Source organism: Halomicronema sp. CCY15110, from assembly GCF_016888165.1.
Taxonomy (GTDB): Bacteria; Cyanobacteriota; Cyanobacteriia; order Phormidesmidales; family Phormidesmidaceae; genus Halomicronema.
Map to the genome: position 1 here is coordinate 1 of NZ_JACSWC010000427.1, position 24,396 is coordinate 24,396.

Sequence of the window (24,396 nt, forward strand, 5' to 3'; positions counted from 1 at the left end):
GGGAACTGCAACTAAATAAAGTACCCGTTCAATCCGGTTTCGACTTCGCTCAACCTGCCAGTATCGAGAGTTGAGCGCAGTCGAAACTCGGTTCATGGGGATCTTTTTTTCGCGCAAGTCTCTTAGGTTGCCGGGTCTTTGGGGGCGAGAAATCGCTGGGCGACGGTTTCCGGTTGAATAGCCGACAGAATGACGTGGCCGGAGTCCATAATCAGGACGGCGCGGGTGCGGCGACCATAGGTGGCATCCACCAGCTGCCCGCGATCGCGGGCCTCCGCAATGACTCGCTTAATCGGTGCTGACTCCGGACTCACGATCGCCACCACCCGATTGGCCGAGGCAATATTGCCAAATCCAATATTGATCAGCTTGATATCCATACATCATCCTGGCGAGCACCGACAAGCCGAATCATTCACTGAGTATCAGTCAATTGCTAGCAGTCTCTCAAGAGTCGCCATTCGACTATCCAACCCTAATCGCGATAGATAATTTGGCCGTTCACCCCGTCAAAACTCTCAAGCACCAACGGCTGATAATCAATCAAATTTTGCTGAAGCTTTGTCGCCTCATCCTAACGACAAAGCCAGCAAGCAGCAAGCACAGAAGTGGTTGCGGCGGTGACGACAAATCGCCACCGGCAAATATCGCTGGCGATTTGTACCATAATTATTGGGGAGCGCTGACCGAGAGGAAGCGACAAAGGGCACCGCCACCACCCACGCACAAGCTTGCTTCAGCACTATGCCCGACTCATTGTGGTCTTATTAGCGTTGGGAGAAGGGGCCACCCCTCAGGATAAATCGACCGTGAGCCACCGCCTGGAGCGTGTCGAGCTCGCGGCATCGCGTCAGTCAGCAGGAGAGTCAGCCATGCAACCAGTGGATTTCACAACTTTGATGGCCGCCTGTGCTGAGCTGCGGGATGAGTGGCTGCCCGCGCGGTGTGAGCAGGTAATTCAGCGGGATGCGATGACGTTAGCGATCGCTCTCCGCACCCTCAAGCAACGGGGTTGGTTAACGATTTCTTGGCATCCGCAGGCGGCCCGACTCCATATCGACACACCGCCCCCCCGAGTCCCCGACACCTTCACCTTTAGCCAACAGATCAAGCATCAGTTGGGGGGCTATGCCCTGGTCAGCATTACCCCCGTCGCCCCGTGGGAACGGGCGCTGGATCTGGCGTTTGCCCAGCGACCGGGCGATCCAGTCGAGTGGCACTTGTACGTTGAAATCATGGGCAAGTATAGCAACGTGATTTTGGTGAATGCCCGCAATCAAATTGTCACGGCAGCGCACCAGGTGTCTGAGCAGCAGTCCAGCGTGCGACCCATTGCCACCGGAGCGCAATATACTCCCCCCCCGGCGATTCCCGGCCCTTTCCCCAGGTTGGATGAACCCCAATCGCGGTGGCAAGAACGGGTGGCCCTGCTGCCAACCACTCTAAAACAAGCCTTGTTCAAAGCCTACAGCGGCTTAAGTTCTTCCCTGGTGCGCGATTTAGCAGCCCAAGCCGACTTGTCACTAGAGCAGCCGGTAGAGGCGTTGACCCCGCTTGAGTGGGAACGGCTGTTTGCCCAGTGGCAAGGGTGGCTCCAGCGGTTAGAGGGCGGCAATTTTTCACCGCATGTATTAGACGCGGGCTACTCGGTGTTAACCACAGCGGGCACAGCCCAGGCGAATGTGCAGACGCTACTGCGGGACTATTACCACGATGAGTTGAACCGTCAGGAATTTAATCGGCTGAAGAATCAACTCACCCAGCGGCTCAAGAACCTGTTGAAGAAGCTGCGTCAAAAGGAGGCGACCTTTGCACAGCGGTTAGCCCAGGCGGATCAAGCGGATGACTATCGACAACAGGCGGATCTACTGATGGCTTACAACTACCAGTGGCAGCCGGGGATGCGATCGATGGCGTTGGCCGACTTTGAAACCGGGGAAACGGTGACGATCGCCCTCAACCCGGAGAAAAATGCCATCCAAAATGCCCAGACAATTTATAAAAAACATCAAAAATTGAAGCGATCGCGCCAGGCGATCACCCCACTATTGCAGGCAGTGCGGGCCGAAATTGCTTATCTCGATCAGGTAGACGCAGCGGTGCAACGCCTGGAGCAATACGAGGCCGCCCCTGATTTAAGCGCCCTGCAAGAAATTCGCGATGAACTCATTCAGCAAGCCTATCTAGAAGACCCGACCTATCGACCGGGTTCGCCAACGAGCAAGGACACGCTCAACGTTCGCAAGTTTCAGACCCCCGGCAACTTGGAGGTCTGGGTGGGTCGCAACAACCGCCAAAATGATTTGCTGATTTCGAAAGCGGCCACTGATTATGATCTCTGGTTTCATACCCAAGAAATTCCCGGTAGCCACGTGCTGCTGCGCTTGGATGCGGGACAAGTACCCACGGATGAGGATCTCCAGTTCACCGCTGACGTGGCGGCTTATTACAGTCGCGCCCAGCAGGCTGACCAAGTGCCCGTCGTCTTTACTCAGCCGAGGCATGTGTATAAACCCAAGGGCGCACTGCCGGGCATGGTGACCTACACCCATGAAACCGTGCTGTGGGGACAGCCGACCAAGCTCAACGCTCAACTTTTGGAAAATTCAGCCGCGTCAGAGCCAACTTTAGTCGCCACCTGACGCGATCGCTGTCAGGGTTTCATGAGCATATATCAGATAAAACTACCAAAAAGCCATGATTGTCCCAAAAGCCCCTAAGACAATCTTACAAAAACCCTGAAGTTTTATGACAAAAAAACTGTGTGGCTTGATACAATGCTTTTTGGTGAGAGAGATGAATCGGGAAACACCGCTTCATGGACGTTTGGAGAGACGTCGTTTCCTCCCACTTGAGAGAGCAACTATTTTTTTTAGGCCGACTTTTAACGAAGTCGGCTTTTTATTGGCGAACCTCGTTCATTGTCAGCCCCGGCGACTCAAAAAACCGTTCATACAGAACCGTCAAAAAAGTTTGTTCTTTGATTGGCGGCCCAGATGGGGGCACCGCTAAGACTCGGGTACAGGGATGCCCACCTTGGTTAACAGGTTGAGGGGGCCAATCTGGCGGAGCTTTTCGAGTTCTGCCGGGGTCTTGACGAGTAACCAGCCGGCGTAGCCTAGACTATTGACGCCAATATCAGCATAACCGGGTCGCGATCGCGCCACCACCATCATCCAGTCACGGGTCAGCAATAAATTGTAGGGCTGCTCAGGGTGGGGCGTGGTCAGCGTCAAGCCAAGGGCAGCGAGTAAATGGCGATAGGTCAAGCGCAACTGTGCTCCCAGACTGTGGTGATCTTGTCGCCAGTCGAGATGGAGAGGCTGCCAGCGGTGCTGGAAGGGAAGGGAACTTAGGAATGCTGGCGTGCTCGCGGTGGACGGGGGCGGAAGGATTTGGGCCATGGGCAACGTCGCGGTCCCGTCATCATCGGCAAAGGGCACCAGTTGTAGATGCTTATGGTGTTGGCTCGCCCCGGAAATCGGCCCACTGTTGTAGAATCCCAGGCCATCAATCGCTTGGATGCAGCGCGCCCAGGCCGCAAAATCCTCTAGCGTGAGCCATGATTCTTGGGCCACGTAGTCGCGAGTAATGACGAGCAGGTGATGCTCAACGACGTTGAATTTGTTAAGCAAACAGACATGGGTGGGCGATAAATCCGCCACAAATAAAGCGGGTTCATACGGCAGAAATGGATTAGCGGGTTGGCGGGACGGGCGATCGCGCTGGGCCTTTTCATGGTGGGCTTTGCGGGCCAGACTATCCACCAGTCGCACCACAAACGGAATGCCGCCATCTGCCAGGGTGTGGGTGTGGGTGGCGATCGGCATTAATGCCCCACTGGCCAAAGCCTGAGTGGTCGTCTGCTGCACTAGCGGCCACAACCCTGCGGGCACGGCGGCGGAAAACTGAGTCATGAATTCAGACTGTCGTGAGGATTATTGCTAACCTACCGGGCGAGTGCAGCGCCCGTAAAGTAAGTCGTTGGGGATCTGCAACTAAAAAAGTACCCGTTCAATCCGGTTTCGACTTTGCTCAACCTACCAGTATCGAGAGTTGAGCGGAGTCGAAACTCGGTTCATGGGGATCTTTTTTATGCGCAAGCCCTTTGGTTACTTGATGACCGCTGCGCTCACTCACAAGTTGGCGGCTATTATCTTATCCTGCAAGGCCAGGGCTACCCCTTTTTCGAGACGGCGGGACAATCGGCCAGATACCAGCGCCAGGGAAAGTCGATTCCCTGAGTCAAGCCGATGCGGGTAGTTTGCACCAGTTGAGGGTGACCTGTGGCGAACTGCTGCGTCCACTGGGGCGATCGCGGCTCCAGCCAGAGCGGCTCGCCCCCCGTCAGGTGAATACCGTTGAGGGTGCGATCGATTTGCAGCACGCGGCACAGCTTGCCCGGCCCAGCGGCCACACGAGCGGGCTTTTGGCGTTGCTTTTCATCGACCCACGGGGGCAAGCGATCGAGGTCGAGGGCGCGAATAAGGACGGCACTTGGCACCGTGTCGGCGTCGGTCACCACATTGATGCAGTGATATATGCCGTAGATGAGATAAACGTAGCAGCTCCCCGGTGGCCCAAACATCACTTCATTACGGGCGGTGCGGCGGCGATAGGCATGACAAGCTGGGTCATCCGGGGCGTATGCTTCGGTTTCCACAATCAGGCCGCGATATTGACTGCCATCGGCAAACTCGCGCACCAGAGTGCAGCCCACCAAATCTGGCGCAACCACTGGAGACGGTCGTCCCAACCACGCGGCAGATAAGGCAGATGTCGGCGAAGAAGGGGTCATAAAAAGGATGCAGGAAGATTTGCGGGTGACACATCGCCAGCAGTGGGCATGACTGGGGTTTGACTCAAGGCCCGTGTCGATGTTGCATGAGAGCAGGATACAAAACTTTTGGGGTTCGCCCCACGGTCACTCGATTTGCCGATTTTGCCTATGTGGAACACCATTGCCCAAGACATTACCCGTGCGACGGGGCAGCCATTTGATCTGCAAGATCGCCGGAGCATCGGCGGCGGTAGCATTAATCAGGCTTTCAGAATTTCGGATGGCGATCGCGACTATTTCCTGAAGCTCAACCAAGCGAGCCAGTACGCCATGTTTGAGGCCGAAGCGTTGGGCCTGCGGGAAATGGCCGAGACCCGTACCATTCGGGTGCCAAAGCCGATTTGCTGGGGCACGGCTAACGGTTCTTGCTACATCGTGATGGAGTATCTGCCCCTGGGCAACAGCAGTCGCGACTCGTGGTATCAAATGGGGCAAGATTTGGCCGCCATGCACCGAGTGACGAGCGATCTCGGCTTTGGCTGGCAGCGCGATAACACTATCGGTGATACGCCTCAAAAAAATCCCTGGACGGCAAACTGGGTCGAGTTTTACGTCGAGCATCGTCTGCGCTACCAGTTTCAACTGGCCAATCGGCGGGGCAACTTTCGACGACAAGCAGAGCTAATGGCGGCAGTTCCTTCATTGCTGGCGGGGCATACCCCAGAACCATCGCTCGTACATGGGGATTTGTGGTCGGGCAATGCATCGGTGACGGCGGATGGTACCCCCGTGATTTTAGATCCGGCGACCTATTATGGCGATCGCGAGGTGGATATCGCCATGTCGGAACTCTTTGGCCGCTTTCCCCAACCCTTTTACGAGGGTTACAACGACGCCTATCCGCTAGCGCCCGGGTACGAAACCCGCAAAATTCTCTATAACCTGTATCACATCATTAACCATTTCAACCTGTTTGGCGGCGGCTACGGCTCCCAAGCGCAGAGCATGGTTGATCGCCTGCTGCGCTGACCCTAGCAATCCCCACCGGCCTGGTGGGCAGGGAATCGAGCTAGTTGCCCCACCCCCGTTAACCGAAAACTCACAATTCTTGAGATGATAAGTGCAGTCGAGTTCTTGCAATGACCTCATGGAAACTCAAACCTGCCCGGTCTGTGGCGTCAAAATTCTAGTTGGTATAGTCGGGGGCGATCGTGTCCAGTTTTCGGCGGGGCCGCCAGGCAACCGAGCCCGACTGTGGGCGCGGGTTTGCAAATATGTCAATAAACCTGGCTGTATTAACCCCGACGGGGGCGCTCAAACGCCGACCAAAGACGATTACTACAAGCCTGATATACCCAGATAAAGTGTTGCAAATGTGATCAGCTGGTAGCTTTAGGGCTGCATTTTCATTCAGCTGAGCCATAATGTCACAGGAAATCTTCTTTTAATAGAAATCTATGAAGTTATCTCGTTCCGCTGGTTCATGGGCATGGATGCCACTCGCCGTAGCTTGCACCCTTGGCCTCACTGCCGTCAAAGTCCAGGCTCAAAGCTCGGTTTATAGTCCCATTCCCTTGCCTAGCAATCGAGAAATCACCGATACCCTGTCTGACAACGACATTCCCACGGGGGTCGGCGGTTTTGCCCGAGACTACACCGTTCAGTTCGAAGATGGTGACCAAGTCGCGATCGACCTGATTTCTGAAGAGTTTGATACCTTGATCACTCTGCTCGGCCCTGACGGCACCACCGTGGGTGAGAATGATGACGGCCCCGACGGCACCACCAATTCCCTACTGTTTGCCCGCATCACCGAATCCGGCACCTATACAGTACGGGTGCGCTCTTACGCGGGCCAAGGGTCGGGCGAATTTTTGCTCAAGGTGGCCCGCCTGCGTCCGGTGGATTAACTACAGCTGGGCAATGGGAAACCCAAGCAGGCGTGATATGCAGTGGGATGGGCGGGGCGATCGCCCTCACCCCAGCAAATTCGCCAATTTTCAGAAAAATGCTTGCTGTTGGTTCAACGGGTCTGTTATCTTAATCAAGCGCTTAGGTTTTGCGCTTAAGCCGGGATAGCTCAGCTGGTAGAGCAGAGGACTGAAAATCCTCGTGTCGGCGGTTCAAGCCCGCCTCCTGGCATCTTAAATTTTCGCTCAGATTACCTGGCCTCAAGGGTTTCGGGGCTACTCTGTGCAACTACGAGTTGTAGAAAGTCTGTACTAGATCTACTTAGTTTCTGGGTGTTTTTAGTAAGACTTTAGTAAGAGATACCGATGCCTAAGAAATCGATTGATTAGTACATCAAGGAAGCTAATGCACGCTTAAAGGGCAGCGAAAGGCGGCTTAGCCGAGGGAGGAGGGAGGCCGTCTTTGGAACAATCTGCTGAGCATTATTTCACAACAAGTCTATTAATCATCGGTCTTTGTTTTGAGGAACTGTCAAAGGTAAAGACTATTCATGAATCTGTAGCTTGTTTACTTTCTATCGGGAGATATATAGAGCGCAACTCAAAACTTTGTGGAGTTGATGCTTCTCGCGATGGCATCCGAAACACCTTTGCGAATCAAGCTTTGAATACCAACATTCAGTATGGAGTCCAGGGCGCTTCAGGATTTCATGATTATTGCTTAGAGTTGGGTAATTTTGACCTGCCTGCAGCGGTTGCTCTAGCTCAGGATGCGAGAACTTGTAACCACACACTCGATGCATGGATTACTGATCCTCCTTACGCTGATGCCATCAATTACCATGAGCTTTCTGAGTTTTTCCTGGCCTGGTACGACAAGCAACTGACTCGCCTGTTCCCTGACTGGTACTCCGACAGCAAACGCGCCCTCGCCATTACCGGACGAGACGAAAACTTCCGCATCAGTATGGCGGATTGCTACGCCAATCTTGCTAAGCACATGCCAGATAACGGCTATCAAGTCGTCATGTTCACCCACCAAGACGCCGCCGTTTGGGCTGACCTCGCCCTAATCCTTTGGGCCTCTGGCCTGCAAGTCAGCGCCGCCTGGTGCATCGCCACCGAAACCAGCTCCGCCCTCAAAGTCGGCAACTACGTTCAGGGCACTGTCTTACTCGTACTGCGTAAGCAAACCTCCGACCAAGTCGTCTTCCTCGACGAAATCACCCCCCTCGTCCAGATCGAAGTGCAAAAGCAGCTCGACTCCATGCTGCAACTCGATGACGACGAAGACCCCAACTTTGGCGACACCGACTACCAGCTCGCGGCCTATGCCGCCGCCCTGCGCGTGCTCACTCAATACAAACAAATCGAAGACATCGACGTTGCCCACGAGCTATCCCGCCCCCGCAAAAAAAGTGAAAAATCCCCCATCGAACGCCTCATCGACGAAGCCGTCAAAACCGCCTGCGACTACCTCGTTCCCAAAGGCTTCGACTCCTTCGTCTGGAAAATGCTCACCCCCGAAGAGCGCTTCTACCTCAAAGGGTTAGACATTGAGAGCCACGGCGAATATCGCGATGGCGCTTACCAAGAACTCGCTCGCGGCTTTGGCCTCAAAGACTACAAGCCCTTTCTCCACAGCAGCAAAGCCAACCAAACCCGCCTCAAAACCCCCACCGAATTCGCCACCAAAAACCTCGGTGACGCAGGCTTCGGCCTCTTCCTCGTCCGTCACGCCCTCTTCGCCATCCGCGAAGTCACCCGCACCGAAGACGCCCAACAAGGCAAAAGCTGGCTCCGCGCCGAAGTCCCCGACTACTGGAGTCACCGCAAAAACCTCATCGAAATCTGCAACTACCTCGCCAATCTCCGTTACGCGATCGATCACTGGGCCACCGACGCCCATTCCGCAGAACTCCTCGCCGGAGCCGTCGAAAACGACAGCGTGTAGGTAACGCCGATGAACACGGATGGACGCAGATGAGAGAGCAACTTTAAGCGAGCTAATTAAGATAAAAGGAGAATCGCCCGATGGATGAAACGCCACAAGCCAGACAGATACAAGCCCTAAAAGCACTCTTTAAAGAGACCCAAGCCCTGCCCCAGGCGCAAACCCTCGCCGAAGGTGACATCTCAAGCGAAATTGCTGCCTATCGCGCCACTCAAACCGATCCCACTCAAACCGATTCTTCCCGCTGAGGTCACACCATGTCAGTCATTTCCTTCAAAGCCCCCATCAAAAACGGCATCATCGAAATTCCCGACGAATATAAGCAAGCCCTGACGGATACCGATCAGGTCGAAGTCACCATCCTCACCCCCCGTAAAACCGCCAAAACCGGCTTCATCGCCGAGTTGATCGACAACCCCGTCGAAGTTGCAGACTTCACGCCCCTCACCCGAGAGGAAGCCCATGACCGTAGCCTCTGATCTCTACTTCCTAGATTCCAACATCTGGCTATACGCCCTCCTCAAAAAAGTCCAGCTCACCCCAGACGACCTCACTAAAGCCCAAGTTTCAAACCGCCTCATTGATTCTCCCAACGTCGCCGTCAGCACCCAGGTCATCAACGAGGTCAGCGTCAACCTGATCAAAAAAGCCCGCTTCACCGAATCCCAAATCCAAAGCCTGATTCAGAGCTTCTACGACGGTTGCCAGGTCATTGCTCCCAGCCAATCCCTGCTGATCCAGGCCAGCCAGGTGCGCGATCGCTACAGCCTCTCCTTCTGGGACGGCCTCATCATCGCCGCTGCTCTCACCGCCAACGTGGGCACCCTCTACTCAGAAGACATGCAAAACGGCCTGGTCGTCTTCGACCAACTCGCGATCGTCAACCCGTTCAGCTAATCAGTTGTCCTCCATCTGCGTCCATCCCCGTTCATCTGCGTCCTCATGTTGCGCTACTCCTCCCGCCGCGATCGCCTCGACCAAACCTTCCTCAACCAGCGATTGGTAAACGCCCAATCCTACGATCTCATCGCTGGCTACTTTCGTTCCTCCATTCTCGAAGTGGCAGGCGAAGCCCTAGACACCATCCAGGGCACCATCCGCGTCATCTGTAACTCTGACCTCAACCTTCAGGACGTGCAGACTGCTAAAGCCGCCAAAATTGCGCAACGTCGCGAATGGTGCGCTGCCGAACCCGAAAAGTATGGCGAAAAAGCCAAGCCTCGATTCCAGCGTCTTTACAATCTGCTCAGCTCCCAAAAGCTCCACATCCGCGTCCTACCCCGCGAAAAATTTGGTCTAGTTCACGGCAAAGCTGGCGTCATCACCCTGGCTGACGGTCGCCAAACCGCCTTCATGGGCAGCACCAACGAAACCCGCGAAGCCTGGAAACTCCACTACGAACTGGTCTGGGAAGACGATTCTCCTGAAGTCGTCCAATGGGTGCAAGAAGAGTTCGATGCCCTCTGGCATCACCACCTCGCCTACGACCTCGCCGATTTTGTCGTCGAAGACATTGGCCGCATTGCCCACCGCAAAGTCTACCCCAGCGTCGAGGTCTGGCGCGAAGAGGCCGATCCGGCTTCCCCAATCATTGAGACCCCTGTTTTCCGTAAAGAATTTGGCCTTTGGGCCCACCAAAAGTACTTCGTCAAACTCGCCTTTGATGCCCACAAAAGCCCCCACGGTGCCCGCTTCGTGCTGGCCGACATGGTGGGCTTAGGCAAAACCATGCAGCTAGCGCTCTCGGCGATGCTTATGGCTCTTTATGGCGACAAGCCTATCCTTGTGCTGGCTCCCAAACCCCTCCTGACTCAATGGCAAGGGGAACTCAATAGCCTACTTGAAATGCCCAGTGCTGTTTGGAACGGTCGCCAGTGGATAGACGAAAACGGCTTAGAATATCTGGCCTCTGGCCCGGCGGGCATTCGGAAATGTCCCCGGCGCGTGGGCATTGTTTCTCAGGGGCTGATTACCAGCAAATCCGAAGCCGCCAACCATCTCAAACAGCTCCAATACGAGTGCGTCATTGTCGATGAATCCCATCGCGCCCGACGCAGCAACCTTGGCCCCGATCGCGAAGCCGAAACCCCAGCTCCCAACAACCTGCTGGCCTTTCTCTACGAAATCGCTTATCGCACTAAGAGCATCTTGCTCGCTACGGCCACCCCAGTCCAGCTTTATCCCGTGGAAGCCTGGGATTTACTGGACGTACTAGCTCAGAACGATGAATCGGTTCTTGGTAATACCTGGAGCTACTGGCGCAAAGCCGATCGCGCTTTGTCCATGACCATGGGCGAATCCACCTTGCCCGATGAAGACGATGAGCGCTGGCGCTGGGTCCGGAATCCGCTACCGCCCGCCTCAGAGGGCATCGACTTCCGTAATATCCGCCGATCCCTAAACCTGAGCGACGACACTGCAATCGCCCCTGGTGATGCCTGGGAAAAGCTCAACGCTCCCGATAAAGCCCGCATCCGCAAACTGTCCCGTGACTTTACTCAGCACCACAACCCCTTCATTCGCCACATTGTCCGCCGCACCCGCGACTTCCTTGAAAACGAAATCGACCCTGAAACCAACGAGCCTTACCTCAAGCCAGTCAAGGTCGAGCTGCTGGGCGATCGCGACGAAGATGCTATTCGCCTGCCCCCTTACCTCAAGGATGCCTACGAATTGGCCGAAGAATTCTGCGAGTTAATTGGTCGGGGCATGCAAGGCTCAGGGTTCCTCAAGACCCTGCTACTCCGCCGCGTGGGCAGCACTATCCACGCCGGCGCTAAGACCGCCGAAAAAATGCTGGGTGCCTGGGAAGATATTGAAGAAGAAGAGGACGAGGAAGATCGACAGGAAAAGCCAAGATCCTTAACGCCTAAAGAACGAGATATCCTTCAACAGTTTCTGGATAAGCTGGAAGCCAACAAAGAGGACGACCCGAAGTACCAGGTTGTCCTCGATTTGCTGGTCAACCAAGGCTGGTTGGAGGAAGGCTGCATTATCTTCTCCCAGTACTTCGATTCCATTCATTGGCTTGGGGAGAGGCTCTCCAGAGACTTACCCGAAGGCGAACCCATTGGACTCTATGCCGGAGGGCAAAAGTCAGGGGTTATCGTCAACGGTATCTTCGAGCGCAAAGACCGTAACGACCTGAAAGACCGAGTGCGCTATGGCGATCTCCGTCTCTTACTCGGCACGGAGTCAGCCAGCGAGGGGCTCAACCTACAAACACTGGGCACCCTCATCAACCTCGACCTTCCCTGGAATCCCACTCGACTAGAGCAGCGCAAAGGCCGCATCCAGCGCATTGGTCAAATTCGAGATGTGGTCAAGGTCTACAACATGCGTTACCGAGGGTCCGTAGAAGATCGGGTTCACGAACTGCTCAGCGATCGCCTCCAAACCACCTACCAACTCTTCGGCCAAATTCCCGATGTCCTCGAAGATGTCTGGGTCGATGTCGCCCTCGGGGAAATCGAGAAAGCCCAGCAAACCATCAACGCCGTTCCCACCCAACATCCCTTCGAGCTGAAGTATAACCAGATTCAGGCTGTCTCTTGGGAGTCCTGTTCGCAAGTGCTGGATAGCCGCGATCGCCAGCAGCAACTCCGCAAAGGCTGGTAATCAGCAATGCGGACACATCAATGCTTTTCTACATCAACGTTACAGTCCTGTGCTGTACCTGGGAACCCTTAAGGCATAGCAGCTTTCAGGGTTGCACTCCATGCAGAATCAGCTCGAAATTTTGATTGCCGTTGCAAATGAAGCTTTTGCAGCAGCCTACAGCAGATCTCTCACCCCTTTAGAGAAACATCTCCTCAGAGGGGCTTTGACGGGGCATAGGTATAAGGAAATCTATCGAGATCTTCCAGAAGTTGAAAAAGATGCAACTGATCTAAAGCGAAATGCATTTCAGCGATCGCGGGCGTTTCAATTTTGGAAGCAACTGACGGTAGCCTTGCGAAACGATGATTTAGATTTACTAGCTCCAGATGAAACTATTGGCTTAAAGAATGCCCGCGAAATTCTAGAGCGATCGCGGACGGCTCCCAAATCCATAACAGTTGAAGTCTTAGGCGATCGCATTCTTTGGGTAGGCCGTCAGGCTTTGGTTCAACAAATTTTAGATGAATTACTTAGGGATGTTCGGATCGTTTCGTTGGTCGGCATTTCGGGGATCGGTAAAACCTCTCTGGCTGCTCGCTTAACCTATTGTCCTCAGTTGAAACAACAGTTTTCCTGGTTTCATATCATTCGCTTTGCCGAAGAAAGCCCTGCTGAAAAAAGCCCTGCTGATTTTGCCATGATCGCTCAGGCAATTCTTGGCGATGCAGCGACGAGTAATGAGCGGGATCTCAATGCAGCCATTCCTCACGTTATTCAAACGCTGCAAGACCAGGCACATTTGCTGGTTTTGGATATGGCAGAGGTCGCGATTCAGACCAATCCTCTAGGGCAGACTCAGTTTCGCGATCGCACCTTACAGCGATTTTTGGAAGCCTTTTTGGCGACGGACTCGATGGCGAGTGCGCTCATTTTCACCTCCCAACTCCAGCTCTCCCCGCTGCTCGAAGGTCGTTATCCCACTCGGACGGCAGAGCATCGTCTCACGGGGTTGCCATCGGCGGAAGTTACGCAGTTGTTCGCCGCTTGGCAGGTTCCCATTGGCCCTGATCAGCAACTGATCTTGCAGGAATACAGTGACGTGTATGAAGGTCATCCCCTGGCGCTCAAGGTGATTGCGGGCGAGGTGCGGTGCGAGCCATACAACGGGAACCTGATGGCCTATTGGCAAGATTATCGGGTGGAGTTGGAGCAGTTTCGGCAGTGGATGGTGGATGAGCAGACCTCGGCATCGCCCCGACTGGAGAGCTACAGTTGTGACCTGACAGCGTTAGTACGATCGCGCCTGGCCCGCACCTTAGATCGCTTAGAACAGACTGATTCTTTGGCGCATCGTTTATTGTGCATGGGGGCCATTTATCGACCGGCCATGGAGCGCGAGGCCTGGTTCATGTTGATGATGCCTGAGGTGCAGCGGGGTAATTTAATTGATGCTTTCCAATCGCTCCAGCGCCGCTTTCTCTTGGAACCAGAACGTCCCCACCCCAACCAAGTGCAGTATCGCCTCCATAATTTAGTGCGATGCACCGCTCTCGATCGCTTAGCTCGGTTAGAACCATGCGGCTAACTCAGCGATCGCCTCAGCTTACTCCCAGCCCGCCTCGATGGAGTCGGGACTTAGCGGAAATTTGGGGCATTCAAAATATCGTGATCGAGCAGTTGTCCCCGCAGGTTTTGGGGGAGCAGTTACAGCTGCGATCGCTGACTGCTGGGCTGACCTGGCGCAAGAAAGCTCATTTACGGGCAGCCAGCTATTGGTTTAGTCATGTCTCCCCGGAAGCGGATCATCGGGATCTGGCTCAGCGCTATCGAGAAGCGCATTATCACTTGGTTGAATTGCAGGAGTGGCCAATCGCGCAGCAAATTCTCTGGATGCCGCTCGGGCGTTATCCCCTCCATCGCCAACTCTGGTTTTGGGGACATCATCACGAAGCGTTAGAACTTCTGTCGCCGTTGCTCTCTCAAGTCGGCGAGTCATGGCAATGCTTTTTGCTCTATGAAATCGGTCAGGTACAAACCGTGTTGGGTAATCATGAGGCAGCACATCAGGCTTTTCAACAACAAATCGCCTTAGCGCAAACGCTGCAATTGCCCCGGGCATTGGTTAAAGGCTATGGCGGGTTAGGGCGTCTATATAGCTATTACCAAGCGCAGGTTCCCAAGGCACGGCACTATTATCAGCAACAGTTACAGCTGGCGCGGCATTGTCAGGATGACTTGGAAGAATCTCTAGCCTTGGATGGTCTGGGGCGAGTCGGTTTTTTGTGCGGTCAGTGGCGGCAGTCAACCCAGTTTTATCGACAAGCGTGGCAGCTAATCCAAACTTTGGATGAGCCAGAAATGCAGCAATCACTATTCCTGCGGTTAGAGGGCAGCTGCTTACGCTGGTCATCGGTGAAGAAGCATCGTCGTCCTTTTCAGCACCAGCTGGAAATAGCGCAATCAGCGGGGAACCCGCTACAAATTTGGGAAGCGGCCCACAACCTGGCATCAGCGGACGCTCAAACTCAGCAATATGAAGCAGCCTTGGCATCCTTTGAGGTTGCGATCGCAGCCGCTAAAGAGTCTCAGAATTCGCGTAACTACAGCATTAGCATGGCTGCTCAAGGGGCCTGCTACGCGAGGATGAACGCCTGGCCGCAAGCGATCGCCTGCACCAAATCCGCTATTCCGGGCATTCAGCAGGCTAAAGACCCAGTAGCAGAAGCAATCTGTTGGTTTAATCTCAGCTATTGCTTCAGCGAACTGCATCAGCCCTTTCAAGCTTTACGCTGTGCCACCCAAATTCGCCGCTTGGCCTACCAAACTGCAAGCGGCTACATCTGGGGCATGTTTTATTTAGCTATCGCCTATGCCCAATGGCAGCAGCGCCATTGGATTAAAAGCTTAGGGTTAGCCGGATTCGGAATTTTCTATTTGGGCTGGTGGCGCAGTGCCGATGGTCGCCTCGCTTTAGCCAAGTTGTTCTCAGTGTTACGGATGATCATGCGTCAGTGATTACACTCTAACTTTACAGCAACTTAACAGACAGCAAAGAAGTACGATTCACCTGAAACTACTGTGTATATTGAGCTAGAGTCTGTCTGACTTTTTTGCTGACTTTTTTGCTGACGAAAATTATAAGTATTCGATGAAGACGGTGCTAGTGTTATTTCGTACGTTACTTCGGGCGGTGAGTGCAGAGTCAGGATAAATCCCGATTCATCATCATGTCACCGCCGTAACGTAATGCAATCAGCTTTGGTTAGCTCTTTATCCCGACCAGCTATTTTTTCTGTTGCCATTCCCAAGAGGCTGATGCTCACTAGCAAAACAGAGCTTTGAGCCTCAAAAATACCGAACCTTTTTTACCGCATTTCAAAAATATTGAGTTTGGTCTTCAACGCTATGAAGATTCTGTTTCTGCATCCTAATTTTCCCGCCCAGTTTCGCCACTTGGCAACGGTACTGGCGAAAAACCCCAGCCATGAGGTGGTATTTGGCACGATGCGCCCAGAAGGGGCACTGCCTGGGGTCAAAAAGGCTTATTACCAGCCCACTCGCCAAGCTGGGACAGACACTCACCGCTACGTGCGCCCTCTGGAAAATGCCATTTTGCAGGGTCAAGCAGTTTACCGCATGGCTCAAGAGCTCAAAGCCGATGGATTTTATCCCCATGTGGTGTATGCCCATTCGGGCTGGGGACCGGGGTTGTTCGTCAAAGATATTTTTCCTAAAGCTAGGTATGTCGGTTACTTCGAGTGGTTTTATCACGCCCACGGCAGTGATGCCGATTTTGACCCGGCTGATCCGTTGGCGGCGGATGACGAGGCGCGAATTCGGGTGAAGAATGCCCCCATTTTGTTAGACCTGGCTGCTTGTGATGCGGGCATTACGCCGACGCACTGGCAGCATCAACAGTTTCCGCCAGAGTTGCAGTCAAAGCTGACGGTGATTCATGACGGCGTTGATACGGAATACTTTCAGCCCCAACCGGGAGCCAAACTGGTGCTGCCCACCCTGGGATTGGATCTGTCCCATGTTGATGAGGTAATCACTTATGTGGCAAGGGGCATGGAACCCTATCGCGGGTTTCCGCAGTTTATGGAAACGGTGATGCAGTTGCAGCAGCGGCGGCCAAATTGCCATGTCGTCATCGTTGGGGAAGACCGAGTGGCTTACGGCAAGTCACTGCCCAATGGCCGCACTTATAAACAAAAAGCCCTGGAGGAACTGGATTTAGACCTTTCCCGCATCCATTTCACTGGGCTGCTGCCCTATGCCCAATACCGCCAGGTATTGCAGGCATCGTCGGTGCATGTTTATCTCACCCGTCCGTTTGTATTGTCTTGGTCGCTGCTAGAGGCAATGGCAACGGGGTGTGCGGTTGTGGCCTCTAGCACCGCCCCTGTTGAGGAGGTCATCACCGATGGCACTCACGGGTTACTCGCAGATTTCTTTTCCCCGGAAGACATCGCTGCCCAGGTCGAGACGATTTTGGATTGTCCTGACCAGGCAGCATCCATGCGCGCTCAAGCCAGAGAAACCGTTCTGGCCCGATTTGATTTGGCTCAATGCCTAACTGCGCAACTTGCGCACCTCAGCGCTTAACGATTAGTTCGACAATTTTGCTTCTTTTTTCCATTTTCTAATTTCAATTAGGGAGATTTACCATGTCTGTACTCAACAACCAAGCTCAAAATCCTGTTTTCGACGAACTTCTAAATAACGAATCTTTTCATGATTTGTTAGAGGCTTTCAGGAGCTTTTTTGGCGATGTGGGGATTGCTGAGGCCATCTTGGCAGATGCTGCAAGTAGTTTGCAGGGTTTTGCGGCTGATCCAGAGTTTGGCAGCAAGATGGCGTCTGTATTTGGAGAGGGGAATGACTACAGCAAATGGCAAACAGCTTTTGCAACAGGAAATTTTGTAGACTTTCCAAAAGTTGAGATTTTAGATGGGGAAACTTTACAGGGAGCTAATGGGGCCTATGCTGCAGAAACCAACACAATCTATTTTTCGATTCAGTTTTTACAAGCCCATAGTAAATCCTTGGAAGAGAGCACTTCTATATTTCTGGAGGAACTTGGACATTTTATAGATGCTCGAATCAATGATGTTGACAGTTTAGGAGATGAAGGACGTCTTTTTGCCCATCTAGTCAATAAAATTGAATTGGGTGATCAAGATTTTCAATCAATAAAAGGCGAGAATGATTCTATTTTACTGCCAATTAATGGCTCCTATGTTGAGATAGAACAATCAGAAGAGGACAATCCTGACTATCAAGTAGTGTTCGATGAACTTATCGAAGATGCGGGTAAAAGTTTCATTGTATATATGAATGGTATTCGCACAGTTGAGTCTCAATACAGAGACAACATGATCGGATTCGATGAAATTTATAACTTTCGTGGAAATCTAAATCAAGCAGATTCATCTGTTTTTAGCTTCCTGGGCATATCAGAAGATGAAAAGCCTGTATCTTATGGCTCGATAAACTTAGATATAGAGTATCGAAATACAACAGATAGTACAGGGAATGGCTTTAAAGACTTGGGTGTTTTTGCTCTTAAATCCCTGTTTAACTACGCACTTGATAAATTCTCATTTGCTGGAATTTTAAACGCAGCCAATAAAAGTAAAATACTGAAGAATAAAATCAATGATCTTACAGAAAAGCTCAACAAACTAATTAATGATAATGCAGATCCAGGAGATATCAAGAAAATACAAGATCAGATCAGTTCGACTGTTGGGGTATTAGATTCTATCAAGGATTTGGCTGATTTCTTTGAAACTGTGCAAGTGAGCTGGGAGTTTGTTTCAAGTCTTGTTCAAACACCACCTGATGAATGGGCCACAGATGACGATTTTACAGCTAAAGCTTTTTTCTTTTTAAAGGAAGTTTCTAGTTTTATCCCAGGTTTTGGTGAAATATCATCCATTATTGATGCAGCTATTGAAGCTGCACCCGATGACTTAAAAGAAGCACTCGAACAATACTGGTACCAAGATCCTAAGTTTTCAGAAATCAATAGTTGGGTTCAACCAGCAGAGAAATGGCTTGCTGAAAACGACGCTAACTCCGTGATTCTTTTGGGACACTCACAGGGGAACTTCTTTCTTGAAGACGGATTGATTGAAATGGAGCAAGATCCATCTTCTGTAGGTGTATTGTCTTTAGCATCTCCAACAAGCTATTTGTTTGCTGGAGGAATTGATTCATATAAAACCAAAAATACTGTTGACAACAGCATTATTTTCGGGAACGACCCAGTCACTAAGCTTCAGTTTGGAGCGGCACCTAATGTTTGGGACAAAGTCTATAACATTTTTCAATTAGTGGCCAATATCCCTAGTATTGGAGACCATTCTATTGAGAACTATTTTGAGACACCAGAAGTCAAATCATTTTTGAAAACAACTTTTTATGATCTACATCCTCGTGGATTTTATTTTCCTGACTCTCCACTCGATAGCCCCAATGCTTCTCCAGCAGATCCTTCTTTGCTCGGTCAATTCAATTTGTTTGTCGGTGACGATGATGATGACTGGATCCTTGGAACTGGTGAAGAGGATAGACTTTATGGCGGCAAGAGGAATGATGTTATTCAGGGTGGAGACGGTGATGACCATTTGTATGGTGAGTCGGGATATGACCTTCTCGATGGTGGACCAGATGACGACATAGCGGATTATTCCTCTAGTAAGGCTGCGATTAGAGTCGATGCTGTCAACTATGCCGGTGTTGATGTCTACAAAATTCAAGATGGTTATGGTCACGTTGATACCGTCATGAATGTAGAAACCATCTTTGGTTCACCTGGCGCAGACCAGATGTATGGCGGAGATGGTGCAGACAATTTCATGGGTGAAGATGGCAACGATACCTTACACGGTGGCGGTGGGGATGATCTGCTCTCTGGGGGGAACAACGACGATACCCTCTACGGCGATGCCGACAATGACGAACTCTGGGGCGACGATGGTACCGATAAACTACACGGGGGTACTGGCGAAGATACGCTGCATGGTGGTGACGGTCAAGATTATCTCTTTGGTGATGCTGATAACGACATCTTGTGGGGTGACGAAGGAACTGACGAACTTCATGGTGGTACTGGCAACGACGAACTCCACGGTGGTTTAGACAACGACCAAATCTGGGGTGATGAAAATCAAGACACTCTCTGGGGTGACGAGGGAAATGACACCCTTCATGGTGGTTCAGACAATGACGAACTCCACGGCGGTTCAGACAACGATCTGCTCTATGGCGATGATGGCAATGACGAGCTCTGGGGCGATGCGGGTGTCGATACGTTAGAAGGTGGAATTAATCAAGACACTCTGCACGGTGGTGATAACACAGATTATCTCTACGGGCAGCAAGGTAATGATGAGCTTTGGGGTGATGGCGGCAACGACTACCTCTACGGTGGCATTGGCAACGACTGGATGAGTGGCGGGGCCGATAACGACACCTTTGGTGGAGGCATTGGCAACGATACCCTTTATGGCAACAGCGGTTTCGACTGGTTTGAAGGTTGGTCTGGAAATGACTTCATTGATGGTGGCAGTGACGCTGATACGGTTGATTACAGCTATTCTCCAGGCGCAGTCATCGTCAACATTGATGAGACCCAGAACTATGGCCACGATCGCCAAACCCGCTACGACGCCTCGGTGAGCGATATCAACCCATCGGAATATTACGCCGACCTGGAGCCAGACTTTGGCATAACGTCGGGCACCGCTGCGGATGGCTTTGGCACCTTCGATACGCTGGTCAATCTAGAAAATATCAAAGGCTCTAACTTTGATGACATCCTAATTGGCAATGCCAAAGTCAACTTCATCTGGGCAGAAGCAGGCAACGACTTAGTGATCAACACTGCTGGTGCTGACCATTTCTATGGTGGACTAGGCATCAATACGCTGAGCTTCCGACGTGACCCCAATGAAGATCAGCTTGGCATTCCTAACTTTGATCGCCCGATTGACGGTATTGAAGTTGATCTATCGCAAAACTGGGCGCGTGATGGTTGGGGATTTGTGGATCAAGTCTTTGACTTCCAGCATGTCGTTGGTTCTGCTAGCCAAGATGTCCTGATTGGTAATGACCAAGCCAACATCATAACGGGTGGCAGTGGAGCAGATGTCATTGATGGACGTGAACAGGATGACCACCTCTATGGCGAACTTGGTGATGACACCATCATCGGTGGCTATGGCCTTGACAGGCTGTTTGGTAACCAGGGTGAAGATGTCATCTGGGGCGACCTCGTGGGCATTGCCGATGTTGGCGATGGCGACATCATCCGTGGTGGCGATGGCGATGATGAAATCCACGCGGGTGGCGGCGACGACTGGGTCCAAGGTGACAGCGGCTACGGCAATGACCAGATTTGGGGCGACGATGGCAACGATCTGCTCGAAGGCGGAGCCGGTGAGGACAGCATTTGGGGTGGTAATGGCAACGACGAAATCTATGGCCAGGGTGAAAACGATGCCCTCTATGGCGAGGCCGGTGAAGATTTCATCGAAGGCAACATCGGCGACGACTTTATCGACGGCGGAGCCGATAGCGATCAGCTTTTCGGCCAGGAAGGCGACGATAAACTACATGGTGGCCTAGGGCAAGACACATTAGATGGCGGCACCGAAAACGATCAACTCTACGGTAATGAAGGTATCGACTACCTATATGGCCGCACTGGTAATGACACGCTAGATGGTGGCTCAGAGGGTGACTTTATCTATGGTGAAGAAGACGATGATGTCATCCTGGGAGCCACTGGTGAAGACTTCATTGACGCAGGCATCGGTAACGACTTTGCCGACGGGGGCGACGATGCTGACCTCATCTACGGTCGCGAAGGTGACGATACCCTCGACGGGGGTGCGGGCAATGATTTCATTTACGGTGAAGCGGACGACGACAGTCTGTTCGGTTCTGGTGGCGAAGATTTCATTGATGGAGGCATTGGTAACGACATAGCAGATGGGGGTGACGATGCTGATCTCATCTACGGTCGAGTCGGTGATGACACTCTCGATGGTGGTGCTGGTAACGATGAAATCTACGGCGAAATCGGCCACGACAACCTGTTCGGCTCCGCTGGCGAAGACTATCTTGACGCAGGTGCAGGCAATGACTTCGCCGATGGTGGCGATGATGCTGACCTAATCTACGGTCGGGATGGTGAAGATACACTCGACGGCGGGGCTGGGAATGACCTGGTTTATGGTGAAGCCGGTGACGATTCACTCTTTGGCTCAGCCGACGAAGATTACCTGGATGGTGATATCGGCAGTGACTATCTTGATGGTGGCGATGACAATGACCAACTGTTTGGCCGCACGGGCGACGATACCCTACTCGGTGGCCAGGGCGATGACCAGCTTGAGGCGGCTGAGGGCGATGACGAACTCTATGGTCAGGCCGGGAATGATGTCCTGAACAGTGGCATCGGTAATGACTATCTCGATGGTGGGGACGGCGACGACATCCTCAACGCAGCAGCGGGGGATGACTACCTCGAAGGCGGCGCGGGGGATGATGTCCTCGACGCTGGCACCGGCGACGATGAAGCCAGTGGCGGCAGTGGCAATGACCAGATCGACGGGGGCGATGGCGATGATGTGCTCGCGGGGGGTGCGGGTCAAGACCTGATTAATGCAGGCACCGGAGATGATGTGGTCTCAGGGGGCAGCGGCAACGATATCCTCAACGGCAATGATGGTGATGATGTGATCACTGGCGAGGCGGGGGATGACGTGCTGGATGGCGGCGCGGGCGACGATGTCCTCGATGCAGGCGACGGTGAGGATATTGTCCTCGGTGGCACGGGGGATGATGAGCTGTTCGGCGGTGATGGGGATGACTTCCTCGATGGGGGAGATGGTCACGACATTATTGACGGGGGTGATGGCGTTGATGAAGTGAGCTTTGAAGCGTCATCGGTCGGTGTGCGGATCAACCTAGACAATCATCGCTCGTTTGAGCATGAGCCCGACGCTGAGTGTGATGATTGCGAGGCCGCGATCGCCGATCCCGTCCCCCTGTTCTCCCTGGCTCCGGGAGAAGTCTACGACGAGTTAGGCAACAGCGACATCCTGCTTAACATTGAGCACCTCATCGGCTCCAATCATGACGACGTTATCATGGGTAGCCACGCGGACAACTGGATTCGCACCCTGGGCGGCGATGATGTAATTGCCGGACATGACGGGAACGACACGCTAGACGGGGGTGACGGTAACGATACTGTGAGCTACGGGTGGGATCCGGGTAAGGTTTGGGCCGATCTCGAACGGGGGAAAGCCTCTGGCGGATACCACGACTATGACCTGCTGGTTAGCATCGAAAATGCGATCGGGTCGGAGTATAACGATGTGCTGCAAGGGAGCGCTATTGCCAACATCTTGATCGGCAATGGTGGTAACGACTACCTCGAAGGTCGCGACGGTGACGACCAAATCTCGGGCGGTGCGGGCAACGACACCCTCGACGGAGGTCGCGATAACGACCAGCTCTCGGGGGGCGAGGGGCACGATATCGTCAACGGCGGCGAGGGGGCCGATACCCTCTGTGGCGGTGACGACAATGACCGGCTCTACGGGGGCAACGATGACGATACGTTGCAGGGCGACGATGGCGAGGACTCGCTATGGGGTGACGATGGCGACGATCTTGCTGACGGCGGCCTCGGCGACGACAGCCTCTATGGTGGCTATGGCAGCGATACCCTCCAGGGCGGTTACGGCCATGATTCTCTCCGAGGGGAAGCCGATGAAGACTTCCTCTATGGCGATGCGGGGAATGACTCGCTCTATGGTGGCACTGGCGACGACTGGCTCGATGGCGGCCGCCATGATGACTCCCTGCGGGGTGAAGATGGCGACGATCGCCTCTACGGCCAATCGGGCAACGACTTTCTCAGCGGCAGTTATGGCTACGACTACCTTGACGGCGGGGCGGGTAACGATTCCATAGAAGGAGATAGCGGCCAAGATACCCTGTTAGGCGGCGCTGGAGACGATACGCTGGATGGCGGTACTAGCAACGACATCCTTGACGGCGGTGCCGGTGATGACTCTTTGCGAGGCGGCAGCGGCAGCGACGAGTTAGACGGTGGCTCGGGGGATGACGTGCTAAAAGCTGGCTCCGGTAGCGATATCTTGTTGGGTGGCTCCGGCGATGATGTACTCGAAGGGGGCTCAGAAGCCGATTACCTAGAGGGCGGTTCGGGTAACGATCGCCTAACGGGCGGTACCGAAGAGGATACGCTCATCGGCGGCATGGGCCACGACAGCCTCTACGGTGAGGATGGCTATGACTGGCTGGAAGGCGGCATGGGCGACGATAGCCTGAATGGTGGCACCGGCAACGACAGCCTCTACGGTGAGGCGGGCGATGATATCCTCAAGGGCGATCGCGGTAACGACCTCCTCGACGGCAGTTCCGGTGACGACACTCTGTTCGGCGGGCTGAATGACGATGTCTTGTCAGGTGGTTCCGGGCGCGACGTGCTCCACGGGGACGATGGCGACGACGACTTACAGGGTGGCACCGGCGATGATGTGCTTCATGGTGGCCGCGATCGCGATACGCTCAGTGGCGGTAGCGGCAATGATGAACTGTTTGGCGGCGACCATGCTGACGTTCTCTTAGGCGATCGCGGTGACGATACCTTGCATGGCGGTCATGGTGATGACTTGCTCGACGGAGGATCTGGGCGAGACCTCCTTGCTGGTGGTACTGGTCGAGATACCTTTGTCTTGTCGGTCAACCAAGGTGCAGATATTATCCAAGACTTCAACTTCCGCGAAGATCGCTTTGGCTTAGCTGGAATCGACTTTGCTCAGCTGTTCTTCAGCCAAGGCATTGGAGATGCTATGAATAATGCCCTCGTTCAATTCCAGCCGACAGGCGAAGTCCTTGCCTCGTTGGTGAATGTCCAAACCGATGTCCTAACAAGCGACATCTTCTACAGCGTCTAGCGACATCGTGCAGTCGAGCTGGCTCGCGGAACCGTTTCTGCCGTCACTCGACTGCACACATAGATTTCTTAGCCATCAGCTCCGCATCCAGCTTTACCAGGCACCCAATAAATACATCATGGCAAGAGAAGTAGTTGTCTTTACCAG

The 24,396-nt window shown here is 53.2% G+C and carries 16 protein-coding genes and 1 tRNA gene; 14 read left to right on the forward strand and 3 right to left on the reverse strand.

Annotated elements, in window-relative coordinates; genetic code table 11:
- Window positions 1–122 precede the first annotated feature (122 nt).
- Window positions 123–380 carry an extracellular matrix/biofilm regulator RemA gene (gene remA / locus JUK32_RS23825; RefSeq protein WP_204141370.1) on the reverse strand — a complete coding sequence of 86 codons (258 nt, stop codon included), beginning with the start codon at window positions 378–380 and terminating at the stop codon, window positions 123–125.
- Window positions 381–872: 492 nt separating this feature from the next.
- Between remA and JUK32_RS23830 the strand changes: the two genes are divergently transcribed.
- Window positions 873–2,642 (forward strand): NFACT RNA binding domain-containing protein, encoded by a 1,770-nt coding sequence (locus tag JUK32_RS23830; RefSeq protein ID WP_204141400.1) that lies wholly within the window; start codon window positions 873–875, stop codon window positions 2,640–2,642.
- Between the two features lie 366 nt (window positions 2,643–3,008).
- On the opposite strand, the gene JUK32_RS23835 is transcribed toward JUK32_RS23830, so the two are convergent.
- Both JUK32_RS23835 and JUK32_RS23840 read right to left on the reverse strand, forming a co-directional pair.
- Window positions 3,009–3,917, reverse strand: coding sequence for a phosphorylase (locus JUK32_RS23835; protein ID WP_204141371.1), 909 nt, complete (start codon window positions 3,915–3,917; stop codon window positions 3,009–3,011).
- 260 nt (window positions 3,918–4,177) lie between these two features.
- On the reverse strand, window positions 4,178–4,798 hold the full coding sequence (locus JUK32_RS23840; protein ID WP_204141372.1) for a DNA-3-methyladenine glycosylase: 621 nt from the start codon (window positions 4,796–4,798) through the stop codon (window positions 4,178–4,180).
- Between the two features lie 150 nt (window positions 4,799–4,948).
- Between JUK32_RS23840 and JUK32_RS23845 the strand changes: the two genes are divergently transcribed.
- The 13 genes from JUK32_RS23845 to JUK32_RS23905 all read left to right on the forward strand — a co-directional run bounded on the left by JUK32_RS23845 (window position 4,949) and on the right by JUK32_RS23905 (window position 24,249).
- Window positions 4,949–5,809: a fructosamine kinase family protein gene (locus JUK32_RS23845; RefSeq protein ID WP_204141373.1), complete on the forward strand. Its 861-nt coding sequence runs from the start codon at window positions 4,949–4,951 to the stop codon at window positions 5,807–5,809.
- 118 nt (window positions 5,810–5,927) lie between these two features.
- Window positions 5,928–6,143, forward strand: coding sequence for a hypothetical protein (locus tag JUK32_RS23850; RefSeq protein WP_204141374.1), 216 nt, complete (start codon window positions 5,928–5,930; stop codon window positions 6,141–6,143).
- 94 nt (window positions 6,144–6,237) lie between these two features.
- Window positions 6,238–6,690: a PPC domain-containing protein gene (locus tag JUK32_RS23855; RefSeq protein WP_239113013.1), complete on the forward strand. Its 453-nt coding sequence runs from the start codon at window positions 6,238–6,240 to the stop codon at window positions 6,688–6,690.
- 159 nt (window positions 6,691–6,849) lie between these two features.
- A tRNA-Phe gene (locus JUK32_RS23860) sits at window positions 6,850–6,922 on the forward strand.
- 432 nt (window positions 6,923–7,354) lie between these two features.
- Window positions 7,355–8,644, forward strand: coding sequence for a hypothetical protein (locus tag JUK32_RS23865; RefSeq protein ID WP_204141375.1), 1,290 nt, complete (start codon window positions 7,355–7,357; stop codon window positions 8,642–8,644).
- Window positions 8,645–8,724: 80 nt separating this feature from the next.
- On the forward strand, window positions 8,725–8,892 hold the full coding sequence (locus JUK32_RS23870) for a hypothetical protein (RefSeq protein ID WP_204141376.1): 168 nt from the start codon (window positions 8,725–8,727) through the stop codon (window positions 8,890–8,892).
- Window positions 8,893–8,901: 9 nt separating this feature from the next.
- Complete coding sequence (locus JUK32_RS23875; protein ID WP_204141377.1) at window positions 8,902–9,123, forward strand: hypothetical protein; 222 nt, start codon at window positions 8,902–8,904, stop codon at window positions 9,121–9,123.
- Window positions 9,107–9,541 (forward strand): PIN domain-containing protein, encoded by a 435-nt coding sequence (locus JUK32_RS23880; protein WP_204141378.1) that lies wholly within the window; start codon window positions 9,107–9,109, stop codon window positions 9,539–9,541. The genes JUK32_RS23875 and JUK32_RS23880 overlap by 17 nt, the downstream gene beginning before the upstream one ends.
- Window positions 9,542–9,586: 45 nt before the next feature.
- Window positions 9,587–12,262, forward strand: a complete 2,676-nt coding sequence (locus tag JUK32_RS23885; protein ID WP_204141379.1) for a phospholipase D-like domain-containing anti-phage protein — start codon at window positions 9,587–9,589, stop codon at window positions 12,260–12,262.
- A gap of 100 nt (window positions 12,263–12,362) precedes the next feature.
- On the forward strand, window positions 12,363–13,829 hold the full coding sequence (locus tag JUK32_RS23890; RefSeq protein ID WP_204141380.1) for an ATP-binding protein: 1,467 nt from the start codon (window positions 12,363–12,365) through the stop codon (window positions 13,827–13,829).
- The gene (locus JUK32_RS23895; protein WP_204141381.1) at window positions 13,820–15,259 is read left to right on the forward strand and encodes a hypothetical protein; all 1,440 of its coding nucleotides are present in this window, start codon (window positions 13,820–13,822) and stop codon (window positions 15,257–15,259) included. The genes JUK32_RS23890 and JUK32_RS23895 overlap by 10 nt, the downstream gene beginning before the upstream one ends.
- A 390-nt stretch (window positions 15,260–15,649) precedes the next feature.
- Window positions 15,650–16,852, forward strand: a complete 1,203-nt coding sequence (locus tag JUK32_RS23900) for a glycosyltransferase family 4 protein (RefSeq protein ID WP_204141382.1) — start codon at window positions 15,650–15,652, stop codon at window positions 16,850–16,852.
- 62 nt (window positions 16,853–16,914) lie between these two features.
- On the forward strand, window positions 16,915–24,249 hold the full coding sequence (locus tag JUK32_RS23905) for a calcium-binding protein (RefSeq protein WP_204141383.1): 7,335 nt from the start codon (window positions 16,915–16,917) through the stop codon (window positions 24,247–24,249).
- Window positions 24,250–24,396: the final 147 nt, after the last annotated feature.

Excerpts from the sequence above, each read along its gene's own strand:
- remA (WP_204141370.1), bottom strand. The coding sequence starts at position 380 with ATGGATATCAAGCTGATCAATATTGGATTTGGCAATATTGCCTCGGCC.
- JUK32_RS23830 (WP_204141400.1), top strand. The coding sequence starts at position 873 with ATGCAACCAGTGGATTTCACAACTTTGATGGCCGCCTGTGCTGAGCTG.
- JUK32_RS23835 (WP_204141371.1), bottom strand. The coding sequence starts at position 3,917 with ATGACTCAGTTTTCCGCCGCCGTGCCCGCAGGGTTGTGGCCGCTAGTG.
- JUK32_RS23840 (WP_204141372.1), bottom strand. The coding sequence starts at position 4,798 with ATGACCCCTTCTTCGCCGACATCTGCCTTATCTGCCGCGTGGTTGGGA.
- JUK32_RS23845 (WP_204141373.1), top strand. The coding sequence starts at position 4,949 with ATGTGGAACACCATTGCCCAAGACATTACCCGTGCGACGGGGCAGCCA.
- JUK32_RS23850 (WP_204141374.1), top strand. The coding sequence starts at position 5,928 with ATGGAAACTCAAACCTGCCCGGTCTGTGGCGTCAAAATTCTAGTTGGT.
- JUK32_RS23855 (WP_239113013.1), top strand. The coding sequence starts at position 6,238 with ATGAAGTTATCTCGTTCCGCTGGTTCATGGGCATGGATGCCACTCGCC.
- JUK32_RS23870 (WP_204141376.1), top strand. The coding sequence starts at position 8,725 with ATGGATGAAACGCCACAAGCCAGACAGATACAAGCCCTAAAAGCACTC.
- JUK32_RS23875 (WP_204141377.1), top strand. The coding sequence starts at position 8,902 with ATGTCAGTCATTTCCTTCAAAGCCCCCATCAAAAACGGCATCATCGAA.
- JUK32_RS23880 (WP_204141378.1), top strand. The coding sequence starts at position 9,107 with ATGACCGTAGCCTCTGATCTCTACTTCCTAGATTCCAACATCTGGCTA.
- JUK32_RS23885 (WP_204141379.1), top strand. The coding sequence starts at position 9,587 with ATGTTGCGCTACTCCTCCCGCCGCGATCGCCTCGACCAAACCTTCCTC.
- JUK32_RS23890 (WP_204141380.1), top strand. The coding sequence starts at position 12,363 with ATGCAGAATCAGCTCGAAATTTTGATTGCCGTTGCAAATGAAGCTTTT.
- JUK32_RS23895 (WP_204141381.1), top strand. The coding sequence starts at position 13,820 with ATGCGGCTAACTCAGCGATCGCCTCAGCTTACTCCCAGCCCGCCTCGA.
- JUK32_RS23900 (WP_204141382.1), top strand. The coding sequence starts at position 15,650 with ATGAAGATTCTGTTTCTGCATCCTAATTTTCCCGCCCAGTTTCGCCAC.
- JUK32_RS23905 (WP_204141383.1), top strand. The coding sequence starts at position 16,915 with ATGTCTGTACTCAACAACCAAGCTCAAAATCCTGTTTTCGACGAACTT.